This window comes from Pseudomonas sp. Marseille-Q5117, from assembly GCF_946901175.1.
In the GTDB taxonomy this organism is placed as follows: Bacteria; Pseudomonadota; Gammaproteobacteria; order Pseudomonadales; family Pseudomonadaceae; genus Aquipseudomonas; species Aquipseudomonas iranensis.
The window spans coordinates 89,434-108,407 of record NZ_CAMPPP010000018.1 but is presented as its reverse complement, the minus strand read 5'-3'; the positions used below and the strand labels follow the sequence as shown (position 1 = coordinate 108,407).

Below are 18,974 nucleotides of genomic sequence, written 5' to 3'. Positions count from 1 at the left end.
TGAATGCTGTGGGAGCGAGCCTGCTCGCGAAGGCGTCAGGTCATCCAACATTGAGGTCGACTGACACACCGCTTTCGCGAGCAGGCTCGCTGCCACAAAGGTTATGTATTCCAGGGCGGTAAAGGGTCAGGCCCACTCTTTGCGCAGTTGCCGCGCTGCGCTGACCATGTGCACCAACGCCGCTTCGGTCTCTGGCCAGCCTCGGGTCTTCAAACCGCAATCCGGATTGACCCACAGCCGCGCAACCGGAATACGCTGCGCCGCCTTGCGAAGCAAGCCAATCATTTCCGACACATCGGGAATCCGTGGCGAGTGAATATCGTAGACGCCCGGACCGATGTCGTTCGGGTAGGCGAACGCTTCAAACGCTTCGAGCAGTTCCATGTCCGATCGTGAGGTTTCGATGGTGATGACATCGGCGTCCATCGCCGCGATCGACTCGATCACATCGTTGAATTCGCTGTAGCACATGTGCGTGTGGATTTGCGTTTCGTCGCGCACGCCGGAGGCGCACAGGCGGAACGCTGCGCTTGCCCATTCCAGATACGCCGGCCACTGCGCCCGGCGTAACGGCAAGCCTTCACGGAACGCCGCTTCGTCGATCTGCACGATTTTGATTCCTGCCGCTTCCAGATCATTCACTTCGTCACGAATGGCCAGCGCCAGCTGTCGAGCCTGCACCTCGCGGCTGACGTCTTCGCGGGCGAAGGACCACATCAGCATGGTCACCGGGCCGGTCAGCATGCCTTTCATGACCTTGTCGGTGAGGCCCTGGGCGTAGCAGATCCACTCGACCGTCATCGCTTGCGGGCGGCTCAGGTCACCGAAGATCACCGCTGGCTTGACGCAGCGCGAACCGTAGCTCTGCACCCAGCCAAAGCGGGTGAAGGCATAGCCGTCGAGCTGTTCGGCGAAGTATTCGACCATGTCGTTGCGCTCTGCCTCACCGTGCACCAGCACATCCAGGCCGAGGCGTTCTTGAATTTCCACCGCGTGGCGAATCTCCGTGTGCATCGCATCGGTGTAATCGGCCGCGCTGAGCTTGCCTTGCCTGTAGGCCTGGCGCGCCAGACGGATCGCCGCCGTTTGCGGAAACGAGCCAATGGTGGTGGTCGGGAATAACGGCAGGTCAAGCTTGCCGCGCTGTTTGGCAATACGCTGGGCAAACGGCGATTGGCGTTGTGCATCCTTGGCAGTGATCGCCGCAACCCGCGCTTGCACGGCCGGTTTGTGAATACGCGGCGAGGCGGCGCGGCTGGTTTGTACCGAGCGGCTTTGCGCCAGGGCGCGCAATACCTGCGGCGATTCCGGCTCGCTGACCGCTCGGGCGAGCACGGCGACCTCTTCGCACTTCTGCACGGCAAACGCCAGCCAGCTTTTCAGTTCGGCATCGAGCTGGTCTTCGCGGCCGAGATCGACCGGGCTGTGCAGCAACGAGCAGGACGGCGCCACCCACAAGCGATCACCCAAACGTTCATGGGCATGACGCAGCGTCGCCAGCGCGTTTTGCAGATCGCAGCGCCAGACGTTCCGGCCGTTGACCACACCCAGCGACAGCACTTTATAGGCCGGCAGACGATCCAGAATGGTCGGGTATTGATCCGGCGCGCGCACCAGATCGATGTGCAGGCCGTCGACCGGCAGGTTCGCCGCCAGACCGAGGTTTTCTTCCAGGCCCCCAAAGTAAGTGGCAAGCAGTTTTTTCAGCGGATCGCGCTGGATCTGGTTGTAGGCGCGCTCGAAGGCATTCTTCCAGTCCTGCGGCAGATCGAGCACCAGAATCGGCTCGTCGATCTGCACCCACTCCACACCCAATGCCGCCAGCCGCGCGAAGATCTGGCCGTACAGCGGCAGCAGGCGGTCAAGCAAATCGAGCTTGTCGAAGTCGGCGCCTTTGGTTTTGCCCAGCCACAGATAGGTCAGCGGGCCGAGGATCACCGGTTTGACGTTGTGCCCCAGCGCGCGGGCCTCTTCGGTTTCCTCAAACAGCTGCTCCCAACCCAGCTGGAATTGCTGATCGGCGCTGAATTCCGGTACGAGGTAGTGATAGTTGGTGTCGAACCATTTGGTCATTTCCTGAGCGTGACCTTCGCCGCAGCAAGCATTACTGACGCCTCGGGCCATGTTGAACAAAGTGTGCAGCGTGGCTTTGCCGTCATGCGGGCGGAAGCGCTCGGGGATCACGCCGAACATCAGCGAGTGGCTCAGCACTTGGTCGTACCAGGCGAAATCGCCGACCGGCAGCAAGTCGATGCCGGCGTTTTTCTGCAAGTCCCAATGGACCTTGCGCAGCTCACGCCCGACGTCACGCAGGCCCGCCTCGTTCAGTTCTCCTTTCCAGAACGCCTCTTGCGCTTTCTTCAGTTCGCGGTCGCGACCGATGCGCGGAAATCCAAGGGAATGGGCCAGTGCCATGATAAACAACTCCAGATGCTTATTCGATGGCGAGTATTGTCGGGAACCGGACTTAATGAAACAAACTCAATAAATTCCAGATCATCACAAGTTCTACTCATGCACAGAAGCCCCTGCAGGAGCTGCCGAAGGCTGCGATCTTCAGACCGTAGGGACGCAGAGCGTCCCCGGCTGCAGTCCCACGCGGAGCGTGGGAACGATCAGACACCTCAGGGCAACATGCCAGTTTTCGTTCTATCGTTAGATCCAAATGGCTGGATTTTCCAAGGATTAGAGGTTGCGAGAGAGGTTGTCAGCGCCTAAGTTGCACGCGAGTCTTTTCCCCGCGATTGGAACGCGATCAACACCATAAAGAGGTGAAGAAATGTCGAAGGAATCACGCCCTGCCGTGCTTGGGCTGATAGGCAATACTCCGCTGGTTCAGGTCACCCGCTTCGATACCGGACCGTGCACGCTGTTTCTCAAACTTGAATCGCAGAACCCCGGCGGCTCGATCAAGGACCGTATCGGTCTGGCGATGATCGACGCTGCGGAACGTGACGGCCGCCTGCAACCGGGCGGCACGATTGTCGAGGCCACTGCCGGCAATACCGGTCTGGGTCTGGCGCTGGTCGGCCGAGCGAAAGGCTATCGTGTGGTGCTGGTGGTGCCGGACAAGATGTCCACCGAGAAAGTCCTGCACTTGAAGGCCATGGGCGCCGAAGTGCACATCACCCGCTCCGATGTCGGCAAGGGCCATCCCGAGTATTACCAGGACGTCGCCGCGCGTTTGGCCAAGGACATTCCCGGCGCGTTTTTCGCCGACCAATTCAACAATCCCGCCAACCCGCTGGCCCATGAATGCAGCACCGCACCGGAAATCTGGGCGCAGACCGAACATGATCTGGATGCCATTGTCGTCGGCGTCGGATCGGCCGGCACGTTGACCGGATTGAGTCGCTTCTTCAAGCGCGTGCAGCCGAATCTGGAAATGGTCCTCGCCGATCCGGTCGGCTCGGTGATGGCGCAATACAGCCGCGACGGCACCTTGCCGACGCCCGGCTCGTGGGCCGTCGAGGGTATCGGCGAAGACTTCATTCCGTCGATCACTGACCTGTCCAGCGTGCGCCACGCCTACTCGATCAGCGACGCGGAAAGCTTCGATCATGCCCGCCAGTTGCTCAAGGCCGAGGGCATTCTCGGCGGCTCATCGACCGGCACCCTGTTCGCTGCCGCGCTGCGTTATTGCCGCGAGCAGACCGAGCCGAAACGCGTGGTCAGTTTCGTCTGCGACACCGGCACGCGCTACCTGTCGAAGGTCTACAACGACCAGTGGATGACCGATCAGGGCCTGTTGCAGCGCAAGGGCTACGGCGATCTGCGCGATTTGATCGCACGGCGTTTCGAGGACGGCCGGGTGATCAGCGTCGGCCCGGACGACACCCTGCTCACGGCCTTCCAGCGCATGCGTCTGGCGGACGTTTCGCAACTGCCGGTGCTGGTCGAAGGCAAACAACTAGTGGGAGTGATCGACGAGTCCGACATCCTCCTCGGCGTCCACGAAGACGCCGCACGTTTCAGCCAGTCGGTGTCGAGTGTGATGACCGACAAACTGCAAACCCTCGCCCCGGCTGCGAGCCTGGCCGAGCTGGAAGCGGTGCTCAGCCGTGGCCTCGTCGCGATCATCGCCGACGCCTCCGGCTTCCATGGCCTGATCACCCGCACCGACATGCTCAACCAATTACGGAGATCCCTTGCATGAGTCAGCACGACGATAAATCCCAAGGCTTCGCCACCCGGGTGATCCACGCCGGGCAAGAACCGGACCCGACCACCGGCGCGCTGATGCCGCCGATCTATGCCAACTCGACTTACCTGCAAGACAGCCCCGGCGTGCACAAGGGGTTCGACTACGGCCGCTCGCACAACCCGACGCGCTTCGCCCTGGAGCGCTGCGTCGCCGACCTCGAAGGCGGCACCCGCGCCTTCGCTTTCGCCTCGGGGCTCGCGGCGATTTCCACGGTATTGGAACTGCTCGACGCCGGCTCACACATCGTCTCCGGCAATGACTTGTACGGCGGCACCTTCCGCCTGTTCGACAAGGTCCGCCAGCGCAGTGCCGGGCACCGTTTCAGCTTCGTCGACCTGACCGATCTGTCGGCGTTCGAAGCCTCGCTGCAGGACGACACACGCATGGTCATGGTCGAAACCCCGACCAACCCGCTGCTGAGCCTGTCGGATCTGGCCGCGATCGCGCGCATCTGCCGCGCGCGCGGGATTATCTGCGTGGCCGACAACACCTTCGCCAGCCCATACATTCAGCGCCCGCTGGAGCTGGGTTTCGACATCGTCCTGCACTCGACCACCAAATACCTCAACGGCCACTCCGACGTGATCGGCGGCATTGCCGTGGTCGGGCAGAACGCCGAACTGGCGGAAAAACTCGGTTACCTGCAAAACGCCGTCGGCGCAATTTCCGGGCCGTTCGATGCGTTCCTCACTCTGCGCGGAGTGAAGACTTTGGCGCTGCGCATGGAACGCCATTGCAGCAACGCGCTGGATCTGGCGCAGTGGCTGGAGCAGCAACCGCAGGTCAAGCGTGTCTACTATCCCGGCCTTGAGTCGCACCCGCAGCATGAACTGGCCAAGCGGCAGATGCGTGGTTTTGGCGGGATGATTTCTGTTGATCTGAACAGCGATCTGGACAGCGCACGACGCTTTCTCGAGAACGTGCAGATCTTTGCACTGGCGGAAAGTCTGGGTGGCGTGGAGAGCCTGATCGAACATCCGGCGATCATGACGCATGCGACCATTCCGCCGGAGATTCGCGCAAAGCTGGGGATTGGCGACGGGTTGGTGCGGTTGTCGGTCGGGGTTGAGGATGTTGAAGACCTGCGTGCCGATCTGGCTCAGGCACTGGCGAAAATCTAACACCGCGCCGGCGGCAAAACCCTCGACATCGGGCGGCTCATTCGAGTCGCCCGACGTTGCACTAGCACATTTGTGCTAATCGACCCTACTCCCCCTCGGCGCTATATTCCTTGCACTCCAGAACGCTCCCGACGTTGCCCTTTCGCAGCGCGCGGGATCGTTGTGCCTGCAATTCAGAACGACACCAAGGAAGAAACACCATGAAATCCCTGATCGCAACACTCACCCTCAGTGCGCTTTTTCTCACTGGCTGCGCCACGCCGAAACAATGGGAAGCCACCGGCGGCAGCAAAACCGATGGCATCGTCCAGGTGTCCTATGAACTGGGCCAATTCGAAAGCGGCCAGACTAACGCCGAGCAGGGACTGACTATCGCAACGCAACGCTGCAAAACCTGGGGCTATAAAACTGCCGAGATCACCGGCTCGGAAAAAAACATCTGCCGCACCATGGGCAAGTTCAATTGCCTGCAAACCACCATTACTCAGGACTACCTCTGCAAGCGATAACAGCGCGATTATTACGGCGCTAAACCTGCCGATCACGCAGCCCGCGCAACGTGGCGCGCAACTCGGCCGGCCGCACAGGCTTCGACAGAATCGCAATCTGGCGGTCGTGCAAGGCAGCCTGAATCTTCTCGATGTCGTGCCCGGTGATGATCATCGCCGGCACGGCCCAGCCGCGCTGCCTGCGCACTTCATCGATGCATTCGATACCCGTGGCATGGGTGCCGAGGTCATAGTCGGCAACGATGATGTCGCAGTCGGTGACCAGATCTTCAGCCGACGACTCGGCCTGCACCACGCAGCCCCAGCGTTCAAGCAACGCCGAAGTTGCCAGCAGCACGTTGCGATCATCCTCCACCAGGCAGACCTTCAGCCCCGTCAACAAACCCGCTTGCCGCGCTTCACCCTGGACAACCAGCGACTGCGGTGCCGCTACGATCGGCAAACCGCCAAGGGTCACTGCCGTGCCGCGCCCCAACTGTGAACGCAGCGCCACTTGCACACCGATCAGTTCACCCAGACGCTTGATGATCGACAGGCCCAGCCCCACGCCTTCGACGTCTTTGTCGCGCACTTGCCGCACGCGATAAAACTCCTCGAAGACCTTGTGCAAATGGTCTTCGGCAATGCCGTTGCCGCGGTCGTAGATGACGATGGCCAACCCTGCCCCGCGTTTACGCACGCCAATCAGCACCGGCCGCTGCGCGCCGTATTTGAAACAGTTGGAGAGCACGTTCTGCACCATGGTCGCCAACAGTGCCGGATCGGTTCTGATCCAGTAGTTGCACGGTCGCAGCCGCAGCTCGACCCCCGCCCAACGTGCCGCTTCCTGATGTTGGCAGACGATGTCCGCGAGCCATTCACCGAGGTTGAGCGTTTGCATTTTCGCTTCGACGCGACCGTTATCGAGGGTGTAGAGGTCGAGAATCGAGCGGAACAATTGCGAGACGTTGAGCAGTGAGCGGTCGATGTTGTCGACCAACCGCCGCTCTTCATCACCCAGGCGCGACTCCCGCAGACACGCGGTAAACAGTCCGATGGAGTGAATCGGCTGACGCAAGTCATGACTGGCCTGCGCCAGAAACCGCGACTTTTCCAGATTCGCCGCCACCGCTTCTTCCGAGGCCTTGCGCGTGCGCTCCAACAGCAAGTGCGCATAAAACGGAATCACCGTGCTGGTGATCAGCAGCATCAGCACCATGAACGGTTGCGCCTGCCAATACGGAGTCAGGCGATAGACCACCAGCAGCGCCACCAGCGCCAGCCCGGTGGCAATCGCCAGATAGCGCGAGCCGTAGCGCATGCCGTTGCCGAGATTGACCCAGACCATCACCGCGTACAGCGGCAGCGCCGCTTCGCCACCGATCACCAGCCCGAAACAGGTGCCGGTGTAATCGTGGGCCATGGCAAAAATCCGCCGGGCTGGATAATGCCCCGGCCAACGCGCAATGGCCTGGCGAAATACGATCGACGCCAGCAGGAACAGGCTGATGTAGGTGATGACCGGCAGGTAGGTCTCGAAGCGATGGCCCGGCAAAAAGACCAGTACGACCATGTAAACCACCGCGATGGCGGCGATGATGATGCGCAGATTGGCCTGGTCGAGTTCGGTGTTTTTCTCGAACTTCATGGGAAACGTCCTTGTGCAGCGATTGCAGTTTCGGAAGCAGCCTACAGGCAACCTTCGCGTCCAGTGCTAAGGTGCAGGCCTTGAATCACGCCTGACCCAGGGAGGGTCGCATCATGACGTGCCGGATCATCATAGCCGACGATCACCCGCTTTTTCGCGAGGCAATGCTGCGCACCGTGCAGCGCTTGCTGCCCGAAGCGAATATCTGCGAGGCCGGCGACTTCGACGCCGTGCTTGAGTTGCTGCCACAGGACAACGAGCCGGACACACTGATGCTCGATCTGCGTTTTCCCGGGCTGACCTGCATCACTCAGCTCACCGACTTGCGCCAACGATTACCGCGCACCACGTTGATCGTGGTGTCGATGGTCGACGATCAGGCGCTGATCAGCGAAGTCATGGCGGCGGGCATTGACGGTTTTATCGGCAAGAACATTGCGCCGGATGAAATCGGCCAGGCGATTCTGGCGATCCGTGAAGGTGAAGTACTGGTGAAGTCGGCGCCGTCCGGCTTGTTGCCGCTGGAAACCGCGACGACGCTGACGCCGCGTCAGCAGGACGTGCTGCGTTTGATCGCGCAAGGCAAGACCAACAAGGAAATTGCCCGTGAACTGGATATCTCCCCGTTCACGGTACGCATCCATGTGTCTTCGTTGCTGCGCACGCTGGATGTGCCGACGCGGGCGGCAGCGGCGGTCAAGTATTCGGGGCTGTGAAGCGCTTTTACGGATCAACCTGCGCCATCAGCTCCGGCACCGACTCCGGTCGTTTCGCATAGCGCTGCGCCAACACCGCGCAGACCATCAGCTGAATCTGGTGGAACAGCATCAGCGGCAGGATCAGCACGCCGATAGTGCTGCCGGCAAACAGTACCTGCGCCATCGGCACGCCGGTCGCCAGGCTCTTTTTCGAACCGCAGAACAGAATGGTGATGCGGTCTTCCTGATTGAAGCCGAACGCTTTGCTCAACAGAGTTGATGCCACCAGAACCAACGTCAGCAGAATGCAGCAGACCACGACCAGGCCAAACAATTCGAACAATGGAATCTGCTGCCAGATGCCTTCGTTGACCGCCTCGCCGAATGCGCCGTACACCACCAGCAGAATCGAGCCCTGATCGACGAATTTCAGCCAGTTCTTGTTGCGCCCTACCCACGCGCCGATCCAGCGGCGGGCGATCTGCCCGGCAATGAATGGCAGGAGCAATTGCACACTGATCTTGACGATGGCATCGAGCGTCGAGCCGCCGTCACCGTGGACGTTGAGCAGCAACGTCACCAGCAGCGGTGTAAGGAAAATCCCGAACAGGCTGGACGCTGCCGCACTGCAGATCGCCGCCGGAATATTGCCTCGCGCCAGCGAAGTGAACGCGATGGCCGACTGCACGGTCGCCGGTAATGCGCAGAGGTAGAGCATGCCCATGTACAGCTGATCACCGATCAGCGGTGACAACAGCGGTTTCAGCGCCAGACCGAGGATCGGGAACAGTACGAAGGTCAGGCCGAACACCAGCAGATGCAGACGCCAGTGGCCGGCGCCGGCGATGATCGATTCGCGCGACAGCTTGGCGCCGTGCAGGAAAAACAGCAGGGCGATGGCGATGTTGGTCAGCCAGCCGAAGCCGACCGCGACCTGGCCGCTGGCGGGCACGAAGCTGGCCAGCAGGACGACGCCGATCAAGGTGAGAGTGAAGTTATCGGGCAGAAAACGTGGGCGCGTCATGATGTTGATCCGGGGTTGCCAGTGCGTGCCGACGACTCTAACGTGACTGGCAATTACCGACTAACGCCGAAGAGCCACAAGATGCCGCCTAAAGGACATGCCAAGAGCGTTCGCCGCAGTGTTCCAGGACTGCCCAGCCTGCCGCGCCCCATGTATGGACGCACCGAATCGCTGCCCAATCGCGCCCTCACCCGCCGCCACAGTCATCCGTGGGTGCAGTTGTCCTACGCGATTCAGGGCGTGCTCGAAGTGCAGACCAGCGCCGGCCGATTCGTCGCGCCGCCGGAGCGTGCGGTGTGGATTCCGGCCGGCGTGCCGCACCGGGTGTTCAGCGCACCGCATACGGAAATGCGCAGCCTGTACATCGACAGCAGCGTCACCGGTTGGGCCGCCGAGCATTGCCATGTGCTCGGCGTCAGCGATTTGCTCAGGGAGTTGATCCGCGCCTTCAGTCAGGTGCCAGTGGAATACGACGAAAGCGGCCCTGACGGACGCTTGGCCCAGGTGATCCTTGATCAATTGGCCGACGCGCCGACCATCGACTTGATGCTGCCGCTGCCGCAAGACCCGCGCCTGAAGCAGATCTATCAGAGCCTGGAGCAACACCCTGAACAGCAGACCACGCTGAGCCACTGGAGCGAAAAATTCGGCATCACCGAAAAGACTCTGACCCGCCTGTTTTTGCGCGACACCGGCCTGACCTTCCGCGCCTGGCGCCAGCGCCTGCGCCTGCTCGGCGCCCTGACCCCGCTGGAAAAAGGCGAGCGTGTGACCGATGTTGCGCTGGCTTGTGGATACGACTCGACCTCGGCGTTTATCGCCGCGTTTCGTCAGCAGTTTGGGCAAACACCGGGTGAATTCTTTGGTTGACCCCTCCCAATCAGTGCCTTACACAAGTTTTACAATCAGCCGTCAACATATTTTGCAAGGAATAACAACTGTCAGACTTGACAGTTGTATAAGACCAAAGCAGGTGTAACCTATCGGTTGACGTAGCGGATTAAAATTGCGCTCCACCCAAAACATTTATCTTGAGGTTTATATCGTGAACAATCTAAAACTCACTCAGCTTGGAATTGACAAAAGCAGTAAACCTTTATCACTCCAACATAAACCTATAACGCAAGAAGAGTATTACAAAGCAACTTTTTCCCCTGCGTTTCCGCCAATCACCACATTCCAGCCCAATCAGTACTTCTATGAATCCTGGTCGGAAGATACCATTAGCGTCGTTGGTCGACGTGACGCTGAAGGCGTGTTTTATCAGATTGGATTTGTCCTCCCACGCAACATCAAAACCGGCAGTTACAACATCGAAGATTGGGGAGACGGCAAAGTTAGCGCCAACGTCGTCGCAGATGGAGTGATTCTCGGTGGAAAACAGGGCAAGATAGACCTCACTCGGTCCGGAAGTTCGATTGTGGCTACATTTTATTTCGAAATCACCCATGGCGGTACGTTATACAAAGTACAAAACGGTAAATTATCTTTAACGGCAACGGGAGAACTCTGACTAAAGCCAGTCATCAACTACAATCTATTGCCAAACTGAAAGCAGTACTTTCGCAGTGTTTGGCAAGTCTAGTACGACAAAGCAGTGCAGAATTGGGCGTGATTTTACATTGCAAGTCTCGAACGCCCAGACAAGGCAACACCTGTAATACTTCGTTTTTCTCGAACCAACCCTCAGAAACAAACGATTTTTCTTTGCCATAAATCTGTCGCTAGCATGGTCCCGTCTGACTCAAATCAAACAAGAGACAGGGAGCGTGCCATGCCTGCCACAAACATTAATATCGGCGAACCCTGGATGTGGGGTGCCTTCATCGTCTTCGTTCTGGCCATGCTGGCCCTGGACTTGTTTGTCTTCGGTGGGCGCAAGGCGCATCGGGTGTCAGTGCGTGAAGCGTCGGCCTGGGTAGTTGCCTGGTGCTTGTTGGCGCTGAGCTTTGCCGGGCTGCTCTGGTGGTATCTGCACGGTGAATTCGGCGGTGAAATCGCCCGACAGAAAACCCTGGAGTTTCTCACCGGCTATCTGATCGAGCAGTCGCTGTCGATCGACAACATGTTCGTCTTCGTAATGATCTTCAGCTACTTCGCCGTGCCACCAGAATTGCAGCGGCGGGTGCTGCTGTACGGCGTGCTCGGCGCGATCGTCATGCGCGCGATCATGATTTTTGCCGGTGTGTGGCTGGTGTCGCAGTTCGAATGGCTGCTGTATGCCTTCGGTGTGTTCCTGATCATCACCGGGATCAAGATGCTGATCTTCGCTGATCATCAACCGGATCTGGAAAAGAATCCGTTATTGCGTTGGGTGCGCGGGCATATGCGCATCACCAGTGGCTTTCATGGCGAGAAGTTTTTCATCCTGCAGAACGGCGTGCGCTGGGCAACACCGATGTTCCTGGTGCTGGTGCTGATCGAGGCCAGCGACCTGATGTTCGCCGTCGACAGCATTCCAGCGATCTTCGCCGTCACCACCGACCCGTTCATTGTTTTCACTTCGAACATCTTCGCGATCATGGGCCTGCGCGCGTTGTACTTCCTGCTGGCGGACATGGCTGATCGCTTTCACCTGCTCAAATACGGGCTGGCGATCGTGTTGGTGTTCATCGGCGGCAAGATGGTGCTGATGCCGTGGTTCCACATGCCGGTGGAATGGTCGCTGGCAATTGTCGGCTCGGTGATTCTGGGGTCGGTGCTGTTGAGTCTGGTGACCAGCCGCGAGGCAGAACGCCGCACCGAATGACACAACCCACCCCCACCTGTGGGAGCGAGCCTGCTCGCGAATACGCCGGATCATTCAACATAGGAGTTGAATGACACCCCGCTTTCGCGAGCGGGCTCGCTCCCACATTTGAAGTGCGGTGCTCTTATTTATCGGATTTGATACTGGTCCACACCCGCGTCCGCACCCGTTCCATTTTCTGCGGCAACGGCTGCACCACATACAGGGTTTTCAGCGCTTCGCTGGTCGGGGTCAAGTTGGGGTTGTCGGTGATGTCCTTGTTGACCAGCGGCATCGAGTCCTTGTTGGCGTTCGGGTAGCCGAGGAAATCACTGATCGGCGCGATCACTTTCGGATCGAGCAAGTGGTTGAGGAATTCGTGGGCCTCGGCGACGTTCTTCGCGCTCTTCGGAATGGCGAAGGTGTCGAACCAGATCGGCGCGCCCTCCTTCGGCAAACGCCAGTCGACCACCACGCCGTTGCCCGCCTCTTTTGCGCGATTACCGAACTGGTAGAAGCTGCCGGAATAACCGATCGCCACGCAGATGTCGCCGTTGGCGATGTCGGTCATGTATTTGGCCGAATTGAAATAGGTCACATACGGACGAATCTTCATCATCAAGGCCTTGGCCTTTTCATAGTCGGCCGGGTTCTGGCTGTTCGGGTCGAGGCCGAGGTAGTGCAGGGCCAGCGGCAGGATTTCCGACGGCGAATCGAGCATCGCCACGCCACAGGCCTTGAGCTTTTCCATGTTCTCGGGCTTGAACACCAGATCCCAACTGTCCACCGGCGCGTTGTCGCCCAGGGCAGCCTTGACCTTGGCCGGGTTGAAGCCGATCAGCACGGTGCCGTACATGTACGGCACGCCGTACTGGTTGCCGGGGTCGTTGGCGTCGAGCAATTTGAGCAGGGCCGGATCCTGGTGCTGCCAGTTCGGCAGTTTCGACTTGTCGAGTTTCTGGAACACCCCGGCCTTGATCTGAGTTTCAAGGAACTGGTTGGACGGCACCACCAGATCGTAACCGGAGTTGCCGGTGAGCAGTTTGGCTTCCAGGGATTCATTGGTGTCGAAGGTATCCCAGGTCACTTTGATCTTGCTTTGCTCGGCGAAGTCCTTGGGCACTGACGGCAGGATGTAATCCGCCCAGTTGTACACCCGCAGTTCGCGCTGCTCGGCCTGGACGGCGCTGACCAGCAGCGTCAGGCCACACACGGTGGCGCCCAGAATGCGTTTGATCGTGACCATGGTTGTTTCCCCGAATGCGACGTGAGATCGATGGTTTTTATGTTCTGTACACGGCAGTGGCTGTAACGATAGCCAAGGGCAAAAAAGGTCGAGCCTGTTGTTATGGTTTCGATTCTTGCTGACAGCGTAGCGCGATGACAGTAGGCGGCAGGCCAAAAGGGGATCGATATGGCCAATTTGCTTGACCGCTGAAATGCGCAAACAAAAATGCCCGGCGCTGGGCCGGGCATTGCTGTGTTGCCGTTGGGATCAGTCGGTATAGCCGAGTCTGGCCGCCCTGCTCTGCTGCGCCTGACCGCGAGTTGCCAGGCAGTAATACAACGGCACGGTGACCACCAGGCCAACCAGCCACGACAGGTCGGCACCTTCGACGAGATTGGCGTACGGCCCGACATACAGCGAGGTGTTGGCAAACGGCAGCTGCACGATGATGCCGATGAAGTAGGCAATGATCGCGTGCAGGTTGAAGCGCCCGTAAATGCCGCCGTCAGCGCGGAAGATCGAGGCAATGTCGTAGTTGCCGCGCTTGATCAGGTAGAAGTCGATCAGGTTGATCGACGCCCACGGCACCAGCACCAGCAACAGCGCCAGAATCAGTCCGATGAATTCGGAAATGAAATCCGCCGAAGCACCGAGGGCGACCACGCAGCATCCGGCCAGAATCACGCTCGACAGCACCACGCGCACCTTGATGCTCGGCGTCCACTGGCTGGCGAAGGTCTGAATCGAGGTGATGATCGACAACACCGCGCCGTACAGATTGAGCGCGTTGTGGCTGATGATGTTGAGCAGAAACAGCACCATCAGAATCGGCCCCAGCCAACCGGTGGACTGCTTGACCGCTGCCATCGCTTCAGTGCCTTCCGGCGTCGCCAGCACCGCCACCGCGCCAAAACTGAAAGACAGAATCGTGCCCAGCGTCGCGCCCAGATACGTCGCCCAGAAGGGTTTGGCGATACCGATGTCTGCTGGCAGATAACGCGAATAGTCGGAGACGTACGGCGAGAAGCTGATCTGCCAGATGATCCCCAGCGACACCGTCGCCAGCCAGCCGGAGAGATTGAAACTGCCGCGCGTCAGGAAGTCCGCCGGCAAGTCATGGGCGAAGATGTAGATGAACCCGGCCAGCAACGCGCCACCCATCACCCAAGTGCCGATGCGGTTGAGCGTATGGATGAAGTTGTAGCCGATCACACCGATCGCCGTGGCGGCCAGGGCGCCGATCAAAATGCTCAGCGGCGCTGGCAGTGACGGCGCAATGCCGACGATGGATTTGCCCGCGAGCACGATGTTGGAAATGAAGAAACCGATGTAGATGAGCGCCGCGAAAAACACGATCAGCAGCGCGCCATAGCGGCCGAACTGACCGCGACTCTGGACCATTTGCGGAATGCCCATGCGTGGGCCCTGGGCCGAGGCCAGCGCAATCACCACGCCGCCGATCATGTGCCCCAGCGCAATCGCCAGCAGCCCCCAGAACAGATTCAGATGGAACACCTGGACCACCATGGCGCCGGTGACGATGGGCAGTGGCGCAATGTTGGTGCTGAACCAAAGAGTGAACAGATCGCGGGCCTTCCCGTGGCGTTCCGCGAGTGGGACGTAATCGACCGTATGATTCTCGATCAACGGATCTTGCCGGGACATCTGGGACATATGCATGAACTCGAGTTTGTCTGTTTTTATCTTTGTATGAAGCCAAACCGGGAGGACTCTTGGGTCGCCCCTCAGATGCAGACCATATTATGGTATTCCAGACTTTGCACAAGCCTGATCCGCTGATTCTGTCGCTGTCTGATCCGCTATCCTCGCTGATCCCACCCCTGACCGGCTAGCTGAAAGCCCCGTAAACACTGAGTTTCCGACGAAAGCGGGACGTTTATCGGTTCACCAGAAAAGCTCTTGCAAGATATGTATTACGGTATACCATCAGACCTACAAACCATAAAAACCGCGTCACACCACCCGAGGACCACCCAATGATCGATGCTGCCATTTACAAACAAGTCATGGGCTCGTTCCCGTCCGGCGTCACCGTCATCACCACGCTGGACGACGACGGCCAGATCGTCGGCCTGACCGCCAGCGCGTTCAGCTCGCTGTCGATGGACCCGGCGCTGGTGCTGTTCTGCCCCAACTACAGCTCCGACTCCTATCCCGTGCTGATCAAGAACAAACGCTTTGCGATTCACCTGTTGTCCAGCGTGCAGCAAAGCGAGGCCTATGCCTTCGCCCGCAAAGGCAAGGACAAGGCGCAGGGCATCGAGTGGACGTTGAGCGAACTGGGCAACCCGATCCTCGCCAATGCGACGGCGGTGATCGAGTGCGAGTTGTGGCGTGAATACGAAGGTGGCGACCACGCGATCATGGTCGGCGCAGTGAAGAACCTGATCGTCCCCGAGCAAGTCGCCGGACCGCTGGTGTATTGCCACGGCAAGATGGGTGCGTTACCGGTTGTGGCGTGATTTCATCAGATCTCGGATATCCCATGTGGGAGCGAGCCTGCTCCCGAAAGCGATGGGTCAGTTGTTACATTTTTGACTGAACCGACGCCTTCGCGAGCAGGCTCGCTCCCACAGGTTTTGGTGTTGCCTGGGCGTCCGTCTCAGGTCCTAAACCGGCTCACCAACTGATTCAATGTCTGCGACAACGCCGTCAGGTTCTGCGCATCCTGGCGAGTTGAATCCGCGAGGCTCGCCACCAACTGCGCATCACCATGAATCTGGCTGATGTGCCGATTGATGTCCTCCGCCACTTGATGCTGTTCCTCCGCCGCTGTGGCGATCTGCGTGTTCATGTCGCGGATCACGTCGACCGATTCACGGATCAATTCAAAACTCGCCCGCGCCTCGTTGATCGACACCACGGTTTCCTGTGACACCTCAAGGCTGGCATGCATCTGCTTGCCCATCTGATGGGTGCGCCGTGCCAGATTGCCGAGCAATGCGTCAATCTCACCGGTCGAGTCCGACGTGCGTTTGGCCAGCGCGCGAACTTCATCGGCGACCACGGCAAAGCCCCTGCCCTGTTCACCGGCGCGCGCGGCCTCAATGGCGGCGTTGAGCGCGAGCAGATTGGTCTGCTCGGCAATCGAGCGAATCGTGCCGAGAATCGACTGGATGTCGTTGCTGTCCTGCTCCAGTTGCTGCATCGACTCGGCGCTGTGGCCGATCTCCTGACTCAGGCGCCCGACGTTACTCACCGCCGCGTCGATCTGCTGCTGCCCGGTGTGAGCCTGACGCTGACCGTTGTCTGCCGAGTCGGCCGCCTGACTGCACGAACGCGCAACCTCGTTGGAAGTGGCGACCATTTCGTGAAACGCCGTCGACACCATGTCCACCGCCTCACGCTGACGCGAAGCGACGTCGGCCATTTCCGCCGAGACTTCGGTGGCGCTGCCAGAGCTGCTGTGAATCTGCCCTGCCGCTTGGCCGATGCGTTGAATCAGTGTGCGAATCGCTTCAAGAAACTGGTTGAACCAGCCCGCCAGTTGCGCGGTTTCGTCCTGCCCGCGTACTTCCAGTCGCGCAGTCAGATCGCCCTCGCCTTGCGCGATGCCTTCGAGTCCGCTGGCGACACCACGAATCGGCTTGACCATCAGTCCGGCGAACCACGCGCCAGCCATCGCAAACAGCAACGCGCAAACCACAGCGATTGCGCCGATCAGCCAGGTCAAACGCGTCGCCCCCGCCATCACTTCGCTCGCCTTCACCAAGCCGACAAACCGCCAGCCCAACGCCTGCGACGGCCAGACCAGCGCCATGTAATCCTCGCCGGCCAGTTGCACCTCGACCAGGCCTTTGCCCGCCTCGGCCAGTTGCTGATAACCGTCGCCGAGATCGCTGAGTTTCTTGAAGTTGTGCGCCGGATCGCTCGGGTCGACCAGCACGGTGTTGTTGGCTTCCATCAACATCAGATAACCGCTCTCGCCGAGGCGAATCTGCTTGACCAGGTCGGTCAATTGCTTGAGCGATACATCGATGTTGACCACGCCAGCATTGCTGCCCAACTGGTTGTTGAAACTGCGCACGGTGCTCACCAGCACCACGTCATCCGCCGCCCAGTAATAGGCCTCGGTGCGCAGGGTTTTGCCGGGATTGGCCATCGCGGTTTTGTACCAGGGCCGGGTGCGCGGATCGTAGTTCGCCAACTTCGCATCGCCCGGCCAGAACAGATAACCGCCCTGCTCGGTGCCGACGGACAGATAGGTATAGGCCGGATGCGCTTTCGCCAACCCGTCGAACAGCTTGAACAGCTGTTGATCCTGCGGCCCCATCGGCACTTGCGCGGCGTCGCTGCTCAGGTAGCGTTTGAGGCTGGTGTCGATGCTCTGCAGTTGCGGATGCTCGGCCAGATAGGCAACGTTCTGGCTGATGCCCTCGAAAAACAGCTGCATGGCGTTTTCCACCTGACGCACTTCGCGCCCGGTGCTGTCGGTAAAGGTGTCGCGCGCGCCCTCGCGGACATTGAGGATGATCAGCGCTGCCACCAGTAACACCGGCAGGCTGGCGATTACCGCAAACGCCAGAGTCAGTTTTTGTTTTATGTTCATTGCTTGCGCCTTCCTTGTACGAAGTGTCGGTCAGAAATATTTTGCGGATATTCCGTATTATGGTATACCAATATTCAATCAACCGAACAGCCGTCCTCGAAGGCGTGCCTGAATGGTGAGAAGACTCGCGAGCGCAACGCGTTCACGTCAGTTCGACAGGCCCGCACACGACCGGCCAATTACAAAAGACTCGAGGTAGCGTCATGAAATTTTCCCTGTTCGTACACATGGAACGCTGGGACGAAAGCGTCAGCCACCGCCAACTGTTCGAAGACCTTACCGAACTGACGCTGATGGCCGAGGCTGGCGGTTTCAGCACCGTGTGGATCGGCGAACACCACGCCATGGAATACACCATCTCCCCAAGCCCGATGCCGCTGCTGGCCTACCTCGCAGCGAAAACCACGACCATCCACCTCGGCGCCGGCACCATCATCGCGCCGTTCTGGCACCCGCTGCGCGTCGCCGGCGAATGCGCCCTGCTCGACGTGATCAGCAACGGCCGCATGGAAGTCGGCCTCGCGCGCGGCGCCTATCAAGTCGAATTCGACCGCATGGCCGGCGGCATGCCCGCCTCGAGCGGTGGCCAGGCCCTGCGCGAAATGGTCCCGGTGGTCCGCGCCCTGTGGCAAGGCGACTACGCCCACGACGGTGACATCTGGAAATTCCCCACCTCCACCAGCGTGCCGAAGCCGATCCAGAAACCCAACCCACCCATGTGGATCGCCGCCCGCGACCCCGACTCGCACAACTTCGCCGTGGCCAACGGCTGCAACGTCATGGTCACGCCATTGATGAAAGGCGACGAAGAAGTCCTTGACCTGAAGAACAAATTCCAGACCGCACTGGACAACAACCCAGACGTACCGCGCCCACAATTGATGGTGCTGCGTCACACCCACGTGCACACCGCTGATAACCCGGACGGCTGGAAGGTCGGCGCGAAAGCCATCTCACGTTTCTATCGCACGTTCGATGCGTGGTTTGGCAACAAGCAAACACCAGTCAATGGCTTCCTCGCGCCGAGTCCGGAAGAGAAGTTTGCCGGACGTCCGGAGTTTGAACTGGAGAGTCTGCACAAGACCGCGATGATCGGCACGCCGGAAGAGATCATTCCGCGGATCAAGTACTACCAGGAACTGGGGGTGGATGAGTTCAGCTTCTGGTGTGACAACAGCCTGCCGCATGAGGAGAAGAAGAAATCGCTGGAGTTGTTTATCAGGGATGTGGTGCCGGCGTTTCGCTGATTACTCGGCGGACGGTCT

General features: G+C 59.5%; 14 protein-coding genes and 2 pseudogenes. 9 read left to right on the top strand and 7 right to left on the bottom strand.

Annotated elements, in window-relative coordinates; all coding sequences use genetic code 11:
• Nucleotides 1–126: 126 nt before the first annotated feature.
• Complete coding sequence (gene metE, locus OC605_RS23800; RefSeq protein WP_262139871.1) at nt 127–2,415, bottom strand: 5-methyltetrahydropteroyltriglutamate--homocysteine S-methyltransferase; 2,289 nt, start codon at nt 2,413–2,415, stop codon at nt 127–129.
• Nucleotides 2,416–2,779: 364 nt separating this feature from the next.
• On the opposite strand from metE, the gene OC605_RS23795 reads away from it, so the two are divergent.
• From OC605_RS23795 to yecR, 3 genes are all read left to right on the top strand, one after another.
• A complete protein-coding gene (locus OC605_RS23795) occupies nt 2,780–4,156 on the top strand; it encodes a pyridoxal-phosphate dependent enzyme (protein ID WP_262139869.1) in 1,377 nt (458 codons plus the stop codon).
• Complete coding sequence (locus OC605_RS23790; RefSeq protein WP_262139867.1) at nt 4,153–5,325, top strand: cystathionine gamma-synthase; 1,173 nt, start codon at nt 4,153–4,155, stop codon at nt 5,323–5,325. The genes OC605_RS23795 and OC605_RS23790 overlap by 4 nt, the downstream gene beginning before the upstream one ends.
• Nucleotides 5,326–5,525: 200 nt before the next feature.
• Nucleotides 5,526–5,834, top strand: a complete 309-nt coding sequence (gene yecR, locus OC605_RS23785) for a YecR family lipoprotein (RefSeq protein WP_186569583.1) — start codon at nt 5,526–5,528, stop codon at nt 5,832–5,834.
• 19 nt (nt 5,835–5,853) lie between these two features.
• Here yecR and OC605_RS23780 read toward each other — a convergent pair whose 3' ends face one another.
• Nucleotides 5,854–7,461, bottom strand: coding sequence for a hybrid sensor histidine kinase/response regulator (locus tag OC605_RS23780; protein ID WP_262139864.1), 1,608 nt, complete (start codon nt 7,459–7,461; stop codon nt 5,854–5,856).
• Between the two features lie 113 nt (nt 7,462–7,574).
• On the opposite strand from OC605_RS23780, the gene OC605_RS23775 reads away from it, so the two are divergent.
• The gene (locus OC605_RS23775; protein WP_262139862.1) at nt 7,575–8,177 is read left to right on the top strand and encodes a LuxR C-terminal-related transcriptional regulator; all 603 of its coding nucleotides are present in this window, start codon (nt 7,575–7,577) and stop codon (nt 8,175–8,177) included.
• 7 nt (nt 8,178–8,184) lie between these two features.
• Here the strand turns inward: OC605_RS23775 and OC605_RS23770 are convergent, their stop codons facing one another.
• The gene (locus OC605_RS23770) at nt 8,185–9,183 is read right to left on the bottom strand and encodes a bile acid:sodium symporter family protein (protein ID WP_262139860.1); all 999 of its coding nucleotides are present in this window, start codon (nt 9,181–9,183) and stop codon (nt 8,185–8,187) included.
• Between the two features lie 81 nt (nt 9,184–9,264).
• On the opposite strand from OC605_RS23770, the gene OC605_RS23765 reads away from it, so the two are divergent.
• The 3 genes from OC605_RS23765 (at nt 9,265) to OC605_RS23755 (ending at nt 11,932) form a co-directional block, all read left to right on the top strand.
• Nucleotides 9,265–10,053, top strand: coding sequence for an AraC family transcriptional regulator (locus OC605_RS23765; protein WP_262139858.1), 789 nt, complete (start codon nt 9,265–9,267; stop codon nt 10,051–10,053).
• A gap of 175 nt (nt 10,054–10,228) precedes the next feature.
• Nucleotides 10,229–10,696 (top strand): hypothetical protein, encoded by a 468-nt coding sequence (locus OC605_RS23760; protein WP_186569586.1) that lies wholly within the window; start codon nt 10,229–10,231, stop codon nt 10,694–10,696.
• Nucleotides 10,697–10,957: 261 nt separating this feature from the next.
• Entirely contained in the window at nt 10,958–11,932 is a 975-nt protein-coding gene (locus tag OC605_RS23755; RefSeq protein ID WP_262139856.1) for a TerC family protein, read from the top strand.
• A gap of 124 nt (nt 11,933–12,056) precedes the next feature.
• Here the strand turns inward: OC605_RS23755 and OC605_RS23750 are convergent, their stop codons facing one another.
• Nucleotides 12,057–13,157, bottom strand: a complete 1,101-nt coding sequence (locus OC605_RS23750; protein ID WP_262139854.1) for a polyamine ABC transporter substrate-binding protein — start codon at nt 13,155–13,157, stop codon at nt 12,057–12,059.
• A gap of 249 nt (nt 13,158–13,406) precedes the next feature.
• Nucleotides 13,407–14,813, bottom strand: a complete 1,407-nt coding sequence (locus tag OC605_RS23745) for a purine-cytosine permease family protein (protein ID WP_262139852.1) — start codon at nt 14,811–14,813, stop codon at nt 13,407–13,409.
• A gap of 323 nt (nt 14,814–15,136) precedes the next feature.
• Between OC605_RS23745 and OC605_RS23740 the strand changes: the two genes are divergently transcribed.
• Entirely contained in the window at nt 15,137–15,622 is a 486-nt protein-coding gene (locus OC605_RS23740; protein WP_016775037.1) for a flavin reductase family protein, read from the top strand.
• A 140-nt stretch (nt 15,623–15,762) separates the two neighbouring features.
• Here OC605_RS23740 and OC605_RS28275 read toward each other — a convergent pair.
• Nucleotides 15,763–16,362: pseudogene (locus OC605_RS28275) on the bottom strand (methyl-accepting chemotaxis protein); the annotation flags it as partial.
• 306 nt (nt 16,363–16,668) lie between these two features.
• Nucleotides 16,669–17,553: pseudogene (locus tag OC605_RS28270) on the bottom strand (cache domain-containing protein); the annotation flags it as partial.
• A gap of 359 nt (nt 17,554–17,912) precedes the next feature.
• Between OC605_RS28270 and OC605_RS23730 the strand changes: the two are divergent.
• Entirely contained in the window at nt 17,913–18,956 is a 1,044-nt protein-coding gene (locus tag OC605_RS23730) for an LLM class flavin-dependent oxidoreductase (RefSeq protein ID WP_110603706.1), read from the top strand.
• The last annotated feature ends 18 nt before the right edge of the window (nt 18,957–18,974 follow it).